At 71.5% G+C, this 13,155-nt stretch carries 11 protein-coding genes; 4 read left to right on the top strand and 7 right to left on the bottom strand.

Annotation, left to right across the window (positions count from 1 at the left end; all coding sequences use genetic code 11):
- Positions 1 to 266: 266 nt before the first annotated feature.
- Both IF17_RS0114230 and IF17_RS0114225 read left to right on the top strand, forming a co-directional pair.
- On the top strand, positions 267 to 620 hold the full coding sequence (locus tag IF17_RS0114230) for a GNAT family N-acetyltransferase (protein WP_051883989.1): 354 nt from the start codon (positions 267 to 269) through the stop codon (positions 618 to 620).
- Complete coding sequence (locus IF17_RS0114225) at positions 608 to 1,246, top strand: MAB_1171c family putative transporter (RefSeq protein WP_342342161.1); 639 nt, start codon at positions 608 to 610, stop codon at positions 1,244 to 1,246. Before IF17_RS0114230 ends, IF17_RS0114225 begins: the two co-directional genes overlap by 13 nt.
- A gap of 255 nt (positions 1,247 to 1,501) precedes the next feature.
- On the opposite strand, the gene IF17_RS0114215 is transcribed toward IF17_RS0114225, so the two are convergent.
- Both IF17_RS0114215 and IF17_RS0114210 read right to left on the bottom strand, forming a co-directional pair.
- Complete coding sequence (locus IF17_RS0114215) at positions 1,502 to 2,620, bottom strand: fatty acid desaturase family protein (protein WP_030565722.1); 1,119 nt, start codon at positions 2,618 to 2,620, stop codon at positions 1,502 to 1,504.
- Positions 2,621 to 2,627: 7 nt separating this feature from the next.
- A complete protein-coding gene (locus IF17_RS0114210; protein ID WP_244890481.1) occupies positions 2,628 to 3,683 on the bottom strand; it encodes a ferredoxin reductase in 1,056 nt (351 codons plus the stop codon).
- Between the two features lie 86 nt (positions 3,684 to 3,769).
- Between IF17_RS0114210 and IF17_RS0114205 the strand changes: the two genes are divergently transcribed.
- Positions 3,770 to 4,909 (top strand): PucR family transcriptional regulator, encoded by a 1,140-nt coding sequence (locus tag IF17_RS0114205; RefSeq protein WP_030565718.1) that lies wholly within the window; start codon positions 3,770 to 3,772, stop codon positions 4,907 to 4,909.
- A 56-nt stretch (positions 4,910 to 4,965) separates the two neighbouring features.
- Here IF17_RS0114205 and IF17_RS0114200 read toward each other — a convergent pair whose 3' ends face one another.
- Positions 4,966 to 5,739, bottom strand: coding sequence for a calcium-binding protein (locus tag IF17_RS0114200; protein WP_030565716.1), 774 nt, complete (start codon positions 5,737 to 5,739; stop codon positions 4,966 to 4,968).
- Positions 5,740 to 5,991: 252 nt separating this feature from the next.
- On the bottom strand, positions 5,992 to 6,507 hold the full coding sequence (locus IF17_RS0114195; protein WP_018513003.1) for a lytic polysaccharide monooxygenase auxiliary activity family 9 protein: 516 nt from the start codon (positions 6,505 to 6,507) through the stop codon (positions 5,992 to 5,994).
- Between the two features lie 360 nt (positions 6,508 to 6,867).
- Here IF17_RS0114195 and IF17_RS0114190 point away from each other — a divergent pair, with 360 nt between their 5' ends.
- Positions 6,868 to 10,206, top strand: a complete 3,339-nt coding sequence (locus tag IF17_RS0114190) for a S8 family peptidase (RefSeq protein ID WP_030565714.1) — start codon at positions 6,868 to 6,870, stop codon at positions 10,204 to 10,206.
- Between the two features lie 83 nt (positions 10,207 to 10,289).
- Here IF17_RS0114190 and IF17_RS0114185 read toward each other — a convergent pair whose 3' ends face one another.
- The 3 genes from IF17_RS0114185 to IF17_RS0114175 are packed head-to-tail and all read right to left on the bottom strand — an operon-like array spanning position 10,290 to position 13,065.
- A complete protein-coding gene (locus tag IF17_RS0114185) occupies positions 10,290 to 10,853 on the bottom strand; it encodes a GerMN domain-containing protein (protein WP_244890480.1) in 564 nt (187 codons plus the stop codon).
- Between the two features lie 8 nt (positions 10,854 to 10,861).
- Positions 10,862 to 12,385: a sensor histidine kinase gene (locus tag IF17_RS0114180; RefSeq protein WP_030565710.1), complete on the bottom strand. Its 1,524-nt coding sequence runs from the start codon at positions 12,383 to 12,385 to the stop codon at positions 10,862 to 10,864.
- Complete coding sequence (locus IF17_RS0114175) at positions 12,382 to 13,065, bottom strand: response regulator transcription factor (RefSeq protein ID WP_030565708.1); 684 nt, start codon at positions 13,063 to 13,065, stop codon at positions 12,382 to 12,384. Before IF17_RS0114175 ends, IF17_RS0114180 begins: the two co-directional genes overlap by 4 nt.
- Positions 13,066 to 13,155 lie beyond the last annotated feature (90 nt).

The raw sequence follows: 13,155 nt of genomic DNA, 5'->3' as shown, positions 1-13,155 counted from the left end.
GAGCGTTCTCGCTGAACCCTGGTGACCGGCAGGTTCGTCTCATTCGAGTGTGAACGGCGAACGCTTCTGGGCGTGGGGGTTGTTGTGACGTCTTCCATCAGCCTGGTGAACGCGGACCGTTGGCCGGTCCGGTCCGGCCACCGTGTCCCACCACAACGGAACCGGACCCCGGCCAAGGGCCTGGCGTGTGAAGCGGCGGGCGTGCCAAGATCTCTCGGGTTGAGGCGACCAACGCCGGGGGCGCCGCAGGTTTTCCGTTCCCTCCCGTGGACCTCGCGCAGACGGCGTCGGCCGTCGAGGCGATCATCGCGGCCCTGGCGCCGGAGACGAGCCGGCTGCTCGCCGTTCACGTCGAGGGGGAGCTGGCGGGCTGGCTGAACGTGCGCCGCGATCCGTTCGAACTCGTACGGCACTGGGGGACCGTGCACCACGTGCAGACCCGCCCTGCGGTACGCGGCCGCGGACTCGGCATGCAGTTGATGCGCGAGGTCCGCACCCTTGCTCGAAAGGAGATGGGCTTGGAGCAGCTCCATCTCGCCGCCCGCGCAGGGGTGGGGCCCTTGCCTGGAAGCTCTACAAGCTGTGGCGAACCCCCCACGACGCGCCTTTGCGATCGGTGACTCTCTGCCTTCTCTGCGTCACGCTTTCCTATCCCATCGCTATGCCGGGAGGCGCGACCGGCGTTGACACGGTTGCGGGGCACGGGGCGGCGAAGTTGGTCCAGAACGTGCTGCTGCTCGTCGCGATGTACTTCCTGATGTGCTTCTACCTCTACTCCGCCGCTGACGAGGAGGCGAGCCGTCGCAGGGCGAACAAGGAGGCGGTCGCCGTCGTGGCCGTCGTGGTGGTCATCACCCTGGCTGCCGTATCGGTGCCGCACGAGGTCTTCGCCGGCAGTTTCAGCACCGCGGACATGACGGTTCCACAGATCGCTGTCTTCTACGGCGGAGCCGGGTGTTACCTGACGTACGTCCTGGGCCTCGCCGCCAGGTGGACCCGCACCTACGCCCGAATGTCCCGGCGCCCCTACGCAACAGGACTGTGGATGGCGGCTGTTGGCCTGGGCGCGATAGCGGTGGCCTGCGCGATCAGGGCTGTCATCGTGGCTGTCCGCTGGGCGGACATCGAGGTGTCCCAGCGTCTGATGGCTGCCATGCCGCGGACGAGGTTGATGGTGGCCATGTTGTCGACTCCCGGGCGTCTTGCTGACCTATTGCTGACCCCGGATGGTCGATCAAGCCCCTGAGCTGGGGTGAAACGGTATACCGATGTTGTGTTCCGGAACTGGACCGGATGGTCCCGGGAGGACATCGCGCAGGTCCGCCACGACTGGATGAACGGGACCAGGTCCGGTGAGGTGAAGGGCTACGACGGCCCTCCGATTCCGGCCCGGTGCTGCCTGCGGTGCCGCTGAAGGCGCGAGGAAGGGTGCGCTGAGCTGGAGTTGTCGCCCGAACCGGCCTCGGGGTGGCCGGCTTCGGGCGAGTTTTCGTCTCCGGAGTCAGGCGGTGACCAGTTCCCGCTCGTGATCAGGTGTTCCGGCCTTGGGCTTCCGGTTCGGCAGCGAGAGCCGGAAGACCTTGTGCCACGCGGAGAACACCTGCTTGGGCAGCGGGCCGGTGACGTACTCCAGCTCGTACTTCTCGAACAGCGCGCGCACCTTCACCGCGACTTCGGCGTACCGGTTGCTCGGCAGGTCCGGGAAGAGGTGGTGCTCGATCTGATGCGAGAGGTTGCCGGTCATGAAGTGCATGGCCTTGCTGCCGCTGATGTTCGCCGAGCCCATCATCTGGCGCAGGTACCACTGGCCGCGCGTCTCGCCCCTGATCGACCGGCGCTCGAAGACCTGTACGCCCTCGGGGAAGTGCCCGCACATGATCACCGAGTGGGTCCAGAGGTTACGGACCAGGTTCGCGGTGAACGTGGCGGCGAGTGTGGTGAGGAACGACGGGCCCGACAGCAGCGGGTGGATCACGTAGTCCTTGAGCACCTGCTTGCGGATCTTGCGGCCCACCGCCTTGGCCCGCGCGCGGAACTCCGGGTTCTTGCGGCGGCGCTTGTGGAGGTTCTTGCCGAGCTCCAGGTCGTACGCGGCGATGCCGTACTCGAAGAAGCAGGCGTTGAGGAAGTTCCACAGCGGCTGGCCGAGGTGGAAGGGGTGCCACTTCTGGTCCTCGTCGACGCGCATGATGCCGTAGCCGAGGTCGTTGTCCTTGCCGATCACGTTGGTGTACGTGTGGTGCAGCTCGTTGTGCGAGTGCTTCCACTGATCGGACGGCGAGACGTGATCCCACTCCCAGGTGGTGGAGTGGATCTTCGGGTCCCGCATCCAGTCCCACTGGCCGTGCAGGACGTTGTGCCCGATCTCCATGTTGTCCATGATCTTCGCCACGGACAGCCCGGCGGTGCCGAGCACCCACGCGGGCGGGAAGATCGAGAACAGCAGCACGCCCCTGCTGACCAGTTCGAGCTTGCGCTGCACCGAGATGACTTTACGGATGTAGGCGGCGTCCTTCTCACCGCGGTCGGCGATCACCTCGTCGCGGATCGCATCCAGCTCGCGGCCCAGCTGCTCGATCTGTTCCGCGGTCAGGTGGGCGGTGGGGTCGATAGCGGTCAAGGTGTTCCTACCGTTCGATGTCGCAGGGGCCCGCCGCGGCGGACACGCAGGTCTGGATGAGGACGCCCGGCTCGGCCTCGGTGATCTCGCCGGTGCGCAGGTCGCGTACGGCGCCCGCCTTGAGCGGCGTGACGCAGCCGAAGCAGATGCCCATGCGGCACCCGGAGGGCATGAGCACGCCGGCTTCTTCGCCGATGTCCAGCAGCGGCGTGGCGCCGTCCGCGGCGACGGTCCTGCCGGTGGTGCTGAACGTGACCTCGCCGCCCTCGCCGGCGACGACGACGCCGGGGCGGAAGCGCTCGGTGTGCAGGCGCTCTCGGGAGCCGTGCTCGGTCCAGTGCTCCTCGGCGGCGTCGAGCAGGCCCGCGGGCCCGCAGGCCCAGGTCTCGCGCTCGGCCCAGTCGGGCACGAGTTCGCCGAGACGGGAGATGGCGAGCAGGCCGTCCGTGTCGGTGTGCACCTCGGTGAGGCGCAGCCGCCCGGCCGCGACAAGACCGTGCAGTTCGTCGCGGAAGATCACATCGCGCGGCTGTGGTGCGCAGTGGACCATGACGACGTCGTCGAACGCGGTGTCGCGCAGCATGCCCATCACAGGCGTGATGCCGCTGCCGGCCGTCAGATAGAGCACCTTGGCGGGCCTGGCCCGCGGCAGCACGAAGTCACCGGTCGGCTGGTCCAGCTGAATCAGCGTGCCCGGTTTCGCCCTGCGGACCAGGTAATTGCTGACCTTGCCGTCCGGGATCGCCTTCACGGTGATCGTGATGCGGCCGTCCTGGCGGTTCGTCGGCGAGGTGACGGAGTAGGCACGCCACAGGCGCACCCCGTCGACGTCGACCCCGATCCGCACGTACTGACCGGCTGTGTGGCCGCGCCAGGCCCGTCCCGGTCTGATCACGACCGTCGCGGCGTCACTCGTCTCGGGGGTCACGGCCTCGATGCGTCCCCGTAGGTCGGCGCCCGTACGGAGCGGGCTGACCAGGTCGAGGTAGTCCGACGGCAGCAGCGGCGTCGTGACCATCTCCAGCAGTTTCCACGCCCTGCCGCGGAGGGCTGTACTCGTCATGGCCCCAGCTTGCTGTGCCCCAAGGCGTAAAGTCCTGACCGTAGGGCGTGAATCTGATCAGCAGGATTGTTCGCAGGGAACAAAACATGAGCTATGCAGTCCGGAGGGCCAGCGAGCTGACCCTTGACGAAACGACGGTCACCGCGCTGCGGGCCGCGCTGAAGACCACCGCCGACGAAGTCGTCCAGGCGATCATCGACGAGGTGCCTCCCTATGCCAACGCCCTTGCGGGCCGTATGGGCAGCACCATCCGCCGGGCGGTCCGCACCGCGCTGGGGCACTACCTGGACCTCGCGAGCGGGAAGGCCACAGGCGGCGACGGCGGTGACGCGGCCTACGAGCTGGGCCGCGGCGAGGTGCGCGACGGCCGTTCGATGGACGCCCTGCTCAGCGCCTACCGCGTCGGCGCCCGCGTGGCCTGGCGATGCCTGGCGGCAGGTGCCGTACCCGCGGGTCTGCCTGCCGCCGACGTCGCCAAGTTCGCCGAGCTGACCTTCGCCTACATCGACGAGCTCTCCGCCGCGAGCGCCGCGGGCCACGCCGACGAACTGGCCGCCCGGGGCAGGGCCCACGAGCGCCTCCTGGAGGACCTGGCCCGGGACCTCCTCACCGGCGCGGGACCGGACGTGCTGCTGGCCTCCGGCCGACGGGCCGGGTGGCAGCCTCCGGTCACGCTGACCGCGGTCCTGCTGCCCGCCGCCCAGGCCCGGCCTGCCTACCGCGCACTCGACCCGAGCACCCTCGTCCTCGACGATCTGCCGGATGACACCGGTGTGCTGCTCGTCCCGGACGCCGACCGGTCACATCTCCTGCGGCAGCTGACCGGCCGCGCCGCCGTGGTCGGACCGGCGCGGCCGTGGACCCGTGCGTCCGCCTCGTACGCGCGAGCCGTACGGGCGCGTTCCCTCTCCCCTGACATTCGCGATACCGAGGATCACCTGCCCGAGCTGGTGCTGAGCGCCGACGTGGACGCGTTCGCGGACCTGCGTGCCCGGGCCCTCGCACCGCTGCGGACCTTGCCTGCCGCGACCGCGCGGCGGCTGGAGGAGACGTTGCGGGCATGGCTCCTGCACCAGGGCCGGCGGGACGAGGCGGCGGCGGCCTTGTTCGTCCATCCCCAGACGGTCCGCTACCGGATGTCGCAGCTACGGGAGCTGTTTCCGGATCTCGCGTCGCCGGACAAGGTCCTGGAACTGACGCTGGCGGTCGGTCTCCGGGGCAGCTGACGCGCAGGCCGGCCGAATCCCGGCCATCCCGCGCCCATGCGGGGGACGGGTGCTGCTTACGGGAGGACGAGGTTTCGGCCGGGACCGCCTTCGGCCATGTCCTTGCCCGGGCCGCCCACGATCACGTCGTCGCCGGCCTCGCCGTGCAGCATGTCGTCGCCCGGGCCGCCGAGGAGGATGTCCTTGCCGTCCCCGCCCATGACGTGGTCGTCGCCCGAGCCCGCGTACACGAGGTCCCTGCCGCCGTAGCCCTCGATCATGTCGTCGCCCCGGCCGCCCCACATCCGCTGCTCGCCGTCGTCGCCCATGAGGTGGTCCATGCCGTCGCCGCCGTCCAGGACCACGCGCCCCATGACCATGTCGTCGCCCGAGTCGCCCCTCACCGTGTGTGCGGTATGGGCGTGCAGGGTGTCGTCACCGGGACCGCCGCTGACGGTGGCCACCGCGGGGTCGCTGGTGGCGATCTCGTCGTCGCCGTCGCCGAGGAAGACATCGATCCGGTCCGGCCGGGAGCTGCCGGTGGGCAGTTCGCAGACGACGTACGTCTCGACCCCCGGTTCCAGGTACGTGCAGTGGTCCCCGGGCTGGAGGGGGACCATGTCGCGGAAGCCGATGCGCCGGACCCCGTCGCCCTGGTCCATCGGGACCACGTGGAGGTCGTTGACCTGCCCCGGGGCAGCGGTGAAGGTGATCGACTGCTTCGCCCAGTCGGCGCCGACGCGGGCCTTGGCAGCGGTGGCGGCGGGAGCCGCGACGGCCGGGGACGCGGCGAGGCCGGTGGCGAGCAGGGCCACGGCGGCTGCGCGGGCGGTGACTCGGTGGCGGTTCATGGGACCTCATCTCGATGGGATGGTCGTCGGGCCCGCCCGGCGGTCCGGCGGCATCCTCGCCTGCGTACGCGTACGGGCCCGGCGTGGGCGGCTGCGCACGAGCGAGGTGCCGCCCGGTGCCCGGAGCGGACGGTGCACCGCCCGCTCCGGGCACCGGCCGGGCGTCGGCCGGACTGGTTCGTTCAGGTTCCGGTGCCTGCCGGCCGAGCCGGGTGGCGCCGAGGTGCGGCGGTACGGTGGTGCGGTCGCGGGTCAGCTCACGTTCACGTCCACGCACGCGTAGAAGGCGTTGGCGGTGTCGGCGATGTTCCACACGGCCAGCACCTTCTGCTTGCCGGTCAGGGTGCCGAAGTTCACCTGGTGGGTGACGGTCTCTCCCGGCCGGGCGCCACCGTCGTTGAACTCCGCGATCTTCCGGCCACCCGCGTAGTACTGCCAGGTGCTGGTGGCGTGCCGTGCCGTCAGCCGCCAGTTGAAGCTGGTCGTCCGGCTGACCGGGGTGACCCTCCAGCCTTTGTTGTCGTTGTTGAGCTCGGCGAAGGCGGCGTTCCCTCCGCTGCAGCTCGTTAAGCCCTTGGGGCCCTCGACACTCTGCGGCTCGTACTTGATGGCGCCGCAGGAGACCGTGCCGGCGGCGCACTGGGCCTGCCGGCTGGGGGGCGAGGATATGTAGCCGTGCGCGCTAGCGCTGCCGGCAGGCAGGGTGACGGCCAGGAGCGGGGCGATGCCCGCGCCGAGAGCGACGGCCAGCAGCTTCTTGCTCTTCATGACAACTCCTCTGCAGGGGTTGGTGCATGCCCAAGGAATGGGCATACATGGACATGACAAGCGGTGCCGCGCATGACGTCCGAGCGGTCATGGACGGCTAGGGGGAGCGTACCCCTCTTGGTCTAGACCAAGCTAGGGTGCGGTTGCGGTCGGCCTTCGGGCTGGTGATCCGCTGCTCGTGTGCACGGAGGCGGTCCTTCCCGGCCCACGGGATCCGCCCTGACCGCTGTTACACAACGATCATTGAGTGCCTTTCAGGGGCCTCGGCATACTTCGGAACCCAGGGCCGTACACGTATCCGAACGGCCCTGCGCGGGCTGGGCCTTCGCCCGCCCGATCCACTCCTGAGCAGGGGCCATCTTGCGTAAACGATCAAAGAAGGCGTACGCCGTCGCGGCCGCGGCCGCCGTCGTGCTGACGGCGGGCACGACCGGCCCGGTATCGGCGCAGGCCACCGAAGCCGGACCCCAACCCCGCGCCATCGCAGAGGACTTGGGGGTGTCGGGCACCACCGTCACCCTCATCACCGGCGACCGGGTCCTCGTCGACTCGCGCGGCCGGGCCGGCGGTATCGAGCGGGCCAAGGGCCGGGAGGGCATCCCCTTCTTCACGCAGACCCACAACGGCCGTACCTACGTCGTGCCGCGCGACGCACGGCGGCTGATCGCCGACGGCACGCTGGACCAGCGGCTGTTCGACATCGGTGAACTCGCGGGGCCGGAGAGCCGCAAGGCCCACCGGGCCGGGCTCAAGGTGATCGTCGGCTACCGGGGCGCTGCGGCCAAGGCCGCCCGCAGCGAGGTGCGTTCGTCCGACGGCACCACCCTCCGCCGCACCCTGTCCGCCCTCGGCGCCGATGCCGTCACCAGCGCCGCCACCACCGACAGCACCGGTGCTCTGTGGGACGCCCTGACGCGTGAGCGGAGCGACGGCTCGGCGGCCACGACCTCGGGCATCGCGCGCATCTGGCTCGACGGGGTGCGCAAGGCCTCGCTCGACCGCAGCACCGGCCAGGTCGGCGCCCCGGCGGCCTGGGCCCGCTCGTACGACGGGACCGGTACGAAGATCGCCGTCGTGGACACCGGCATCGACGCCACCCACCCGGATCTGGCCGGCCGGGTGGTGGCGGAGCGGAACTTCAGCGGCTCCCCGGACGCCAAGGACCGGGTCGGGCACGGCACGCACGTCGCCTCCACCGCCGCCGGTACGGGGGCGAAGGACGCCCGGTTCAAGGGCGTCGCCCCCGGGGCGCAGCTGATCAACGCCAAGGTGCTGGACGACCGGGGAGCCGGTGACGACTCCGGTGTCATCGCCGGCGTCGACTGGGCCGTCGCCCAGGGCGCCGATGTCATCAACATGAGCCTGGGCGGCCCCGACACCCCGGGGATCGACCCGCTGGAGGCGCAGGTGAACAAGGTCTCCGCGGAGAAGGGCGTCCTCTTCGCGATAGCCGCGGGCAACAACGGGCCGGGGCTCGGCACGATCGCGTCGCCGGGCAGCGCCGACGCGGCCCTGACGGTCGGCGCGGTCGACGACGACGATGCGATCGCCGACTTCTCCGGCGTCGGGCCCCGCACCGGGGACGGCGCCGTCAAGCCCGACCTCACCGCGCCGGGCGTGGGCATCACCGCCGCCGCGGCCACCGGCACCGGAAGCCAGAACCCACCCGGATACGCCACCCTGGACGGCACATCGATGGCGACCCCGCACGTCGCGGGAGCCGCGGCCATCCTCAAGCAGAAGAACCCCGCCTGGACGGGCGCACAGATCAAGGCCGCCCTCACGGGATCGGCCGAGGGCGGCCCCCACACGGTCTTCCAGCAGGGTGCGGGCCGGCTCGCGGTCGGCAAGGCGATCGACCAGACGCTCGTCGCCGAACCGGTCTCGGTCACCCTGGGCACCCAGCCGTGGCCCCACACCGACGACACACCCGTCACCAAGCAGGTGACGTACCGGAACAACGGCACCGCCGACGTGACGGTGGACCTGGCGCTGGAGGCACCCACCGGCGGCGACGGACAGCCCGCACCGGCCGGGTTCTTCACCCTCGGCGCGCAGCGGCTCACGGTCCCGGCGGGCTCCACGGCCGCCGTGGAGCTGACGGCCGACACCCGGATCGGCGGCACGGTCGACGGCTCGTACTCGGCCACGGTCGTCGCGACCGGAGGCGGCCGGACCGTGCGCACCCCGGCGGCGGTGGACCGGGAGAGCGAGTCGTACGACGTCACCTTCAAAACCCTCGGACGGGACGGAGCACCCAGCACCGCCTGGCACGCCGACCTGAAGGGCTACCGCGAATCCGCGGCGGGCCTGCGATTCTTCCCGGACCTGTCGTCGGGCTCCACCACCACCACGGTCCGGCTGCCGCGCGGCACCTACAGCCTCGCCGCCGACCTGCTGGCCGACCCTGCGGCCCCCGGCAAGGGTGCCGATCTGATCAGCAATCCGGAGCTGTCGGTGACCGGTCCCACGACGGTCACCCTCGACGCCCGGACCACCCGGCCCGTGAAGGTCACGGTGCCGGACCCCGCCGCACGCCCCACCCGCGCCGGAATGATGTACACCCTGAGCACACCCGAGACGTTCATCATGGAGGGGGCCGAGTACGGCAGCTTCACCAACCTCCGTACCGCCTACCAGGGCCGCGCGATGGCCGACGGCTCCCTCACCCAGCAGTGGTCCGCCCACTGGGAGCGGAACGGCACCGAATACAACGTCCTGACCGGCGGCCCGGTGCGCAAGCTGGCCACCGGCTTCACCAAGACCTACACGACCCAGGACATGGCCCTGGTGAAGGCGCGGATCGGATCGTCCGTCCCCGGTGCCGACGGTGCCCTCGCGGCGCACGGCCTGATGGACAACGGCGGCGGCGTCCAGGCCCTCTACACGGTGCGGCCCGCACCGGAGACGCGGAACGTCTATCTGTCCACGGGGGACGGGGCCGCCTGGAACATCGTCGCGGGTCTCCTGGGCGAGGCCGACCCGACGGGATACCGGGGCTTCGACTCGGTGTACGAGCTCGGCGACCGGAAGTTCACGGCGGGGGCGACGTACACCGAGACCTTCAACGTCGGCGTGATGGGGCCGCGGATGAACGCGGACGAGGGGCTCGTCCGCGACGGCGACGACCTCCACGGCTCGTTGCCGCTGGTCAGTGACGGGGCGGGCCACTCCGGCTTCGCCGAGTACACGGAGGCGAGCACCACCGTCCACCGCGACGGCCGACTGCTCACGCGGGAGGACGCCGCCATCGACCGGCAGACCTTCACGCTCCCGGCGGAGTCCGCCGCGTACACGGTGGCGACCACGGTCCGCCGCAACCCGGCGATCAACCGCGCCGCCACCCGGATCGACGCCTCGTGGTCCTTCACCTCGGCCCGCACCACGGAAGCGACGTTGCTTCCGGTCTCCACGGTCCGCTTCCGGCCGGAACTCGCCCTGGACTCCACGGTTCCGGCGGGCTCCAAGGTGACCGTCCCCGTCCAGGTGCAGGGCGCGGCGGCCGGTGCAAACCTCAAGACCCTTCAGGTCCAGGTGTCGTACGACGGCACCACATGGCTCTCCGCCCCGGCCGGTTCGGGCAAGGTCACGGTACGGGCCCCGGAGAAGGGCAAGGCGGTCTCGCTGAAGGCCGTCGTCACCGACAAGGACGGCAACCGGTCGGCGGTCACGATCCACGACGCCTTCTTCGGCAGGTGAGAGACCGCCGTTGAGTGGAGGGGGGCGGCCCGCCGGAACCTTCGTTCCGGCGGGCCGCCCCCCTTCCCGCACACGGCCGCGGTTCAGCGCACCGGCGCCGGGACCGGGCGCAGGGGGCAGTCCGCCGGGGCGAGGCGCTCGTCCTGCCCCACCAGGCTCACGGACACGGCCCCCTGCGCATGCGCCGCGAACGCCGCCGTGCAGACGAGCTGGTCGCGGGCGGGGGCCGGCAGCCGCGCCACCCGCAGACGCAGCCTGACCTCGACGGTGGGGCCGTCCGTCACGACCCGGTCGGCGGCGGACGCCGAACGGGGCAGCGAGGGAGCACTGCGCAGCCCGGCCCGCCGCTCCGCCGTGTCCGGCCCGGCGAGCAGAGCGGTGACGGCGGCGCGTGCGTCCGGCCCGTCCGCGCCCTCGGCCGGAACCGGCCAGGGCGCTTCGACGATCCGGGGCACGGGCAGCAGCTCGCCGGAGGGGGAGTAGAAGAACAACAGCATGCGCCCCTCGCGCGGGGGAAGCAGATCGGCGACGGCCGGGCGGCCCGCATCGATCACGGCCGTCTCCTGGACACCGCAACCCACGAGCGGGCCCCAGGCCACCACCGCCAGCAGCGCGGCGAGCAGACCCGCCCGACGCGTACGGAACACCGGCCGCCTCACCTACCCGACCTCTTCACGCCCCGGCTGTCCGCAGCTTCCGAGCCCTCACCGGCCGCCGGACCGTCCGGCCCGCCGCTCCCGGACGTGGGCCCCTCGAAGGGCAGTTCCACGGTGAACAACGCACCGCCCCCGGGCACGTTCTCCGCGCGGAGGGTGCCGCCGTGCAGCGTCACGTTCTCCTCGGCGATCGCCAGCCCGAGGCCGCTGCCCGTCGAGCGGGAACGGGCGTCGTCCGCCTTGTAGAAGCGGTCGAAGATGTGCGGCAGCGCCTCCGGGGCGATCCCGGGGCCGCAGTCGCGCACCTCCGTGACCAGCGCATCCCCGCGCTTGGAGAGCCGTACGGTGACCGGTTCGGCGCCGTGGCGCAGGGCGTTGCCGACGAGGTTGGCCACGACCACGTCGAAGCGGCGCGGGTCGAGGCGGATACGGAACCCGTCGGGCAGCTCGGTGCGGACCCGGCCGAGCCACTGCCGGTCGGACAGCGTGTTCCGTACGGACTCCGCCGCATCCACCTCGTCCGTGGTGAGTTCCGCGGCGCGGGCGTCGAAGCGGGAGATCTCCATCAGATCCTCCACCAGCACGGCCAGTTTGGTCGTCTCGGCGCTGATCAGACGCACCGCCCGCGCGGTGTCCGGGCCGAGCTCCCCGGCATCCTCGTCCAGCACGTCCGCGACGGCGAGCATCCCGGCGAGCGGGGTGCGCAACTCGTGCGAGACGTCCGAGGCGAACCGCCGGGCCCGCCCGCCGGCGTCCCGCAACTCCTGTACGGAGTGCTCCAGTCGGGCCGCCGACTCGTTGAACGTCCTTGCCAGGTCGGCCATTTCGTCCCGGCCCCGCACCGGGATGCGGGTGTCGAGCCGGCCGCCGCCCATGGAGTGTGCGGCACGCCGCAGTGCACGGACGGGGCGCAGCACACTGCGCGCAGCCAGGAGCGCGGGCACCAGGGCCACGGCCAGCCCCGGCAGCGCACCGTCGCGGGCGGCGGTCACCAGCGCGTCGATGTCCACCTCCTCGTTCGTCATGGGCATCACGGCGTACAGAACGAGGCCGCTCGGCACCGCGCGGCCACCGGCGACGACCCGGGTCAGCACCGGCATCCCGATCGTCAGATACGCCTTGCCGTCCTTGACGACCCGCTCGAAGCTGCCGTTCGGCGAGGTGCGCGCGGCGCGGCGCAGCTCCTCGGTGAGCACACCGGAGACGGGCCGGTCACCCGAGGAGGCGCGCACGGAGCCGTACTCGGCGAAGACGATCCACGGGTGGGGCTTGGCGCGCGCCGCGATGTCGTACAGGTGCCACCGCAGCCCGTCCGGGTCCAGCGGCAGGCCCGGGACGAACCGCTCGGCCTCCTCGCGGAAGGAGACGACGGCCGTGTCCTGCGCGCGGGTGAGGACCGCGTTGCGCGCCTCACGGTAGGTCAGCGCGGCGGTCGTGACGGCGCTGACCGCCGCCACCAGCAGGAACGCGAGCACCAGCCGGGTGCGCAGCCCGAACGCGACGGTCGCCGCGGGCGGTCTCACAGCGGGCCGAAGCGGTAGCCGAGGCCGCGCAAGGTCTGGATGTACCGGGGGGCGCCGGGCGGCTCGCCGATCTTGATGCGCAGCCGGCGCACACAGGCGTCCACCAGGCGGACGTCGCTGTGGTAGCTGAGCTCCCAGACCTCCTTCAGGAGCCGCTGCCGGCTGAAGACCTGCTCCGGCACCGCGGACAGGTGCAGCAGCAGCTTGAGTTCGGACGGTGCGAGGGGGAGCGGGGCGCCGGACCTGAGGACGGTGTGAGCGGCGCGGTCGACGGTGAGTTCACCGTGGTGCTCGACCGGGGGCCGCGCACCGGCCGGGTCCTCGGCGCGGCGCAGCACGGCACGGATGCGGGCCTCGACGATCTCGGCACGGGCGGGCTTGACGATGTAGTCGTCCGCGCCCGCGTCCAGGCCGAGGACGATGTCGCCGTCGTCGCCGCGCGCGGTCAGCATGATGATCGGCAACTGCCCGGCCTCGCGTATGCGGTGACACACCTGCACGCCGTTCATGGCGGGCAGCATCAGGTCGAGCAGCAGGAGATCGGGGCGGAAGGCCCCCAGCGCCTCCAGGCCGGCCTCACCGGTCGCGGTGGCGAGCACCTCGTGCCCGAGCCGCCGCAGCCCGAGCTCGATGCCCTCGCGCACGGAGCGGTCGTCTTCGACGAGGAGGACGCGTGGCATGGGGTGGCTCCAGAGACCTGGGGGACGGGGAGTCAAGAACGCGTGCACGGCCGGCCCTCCGCCGCGGAAACGCGCCAGGGGACGGCTCTC

This window comes from Streptomyces cyaneofuscatus, from assembly GCF_000718135.1.
GTDB classification, from domain to species: Bacteria; Actinomycetota; Actinomycetes; order Streptomycetales; family Streptomycetaceae; genus Streptomyces; species Streptomyces cyaneofuscatus.
This window is presented reverse-complemented; position numbering and strand designations above follow the sequence as displayed.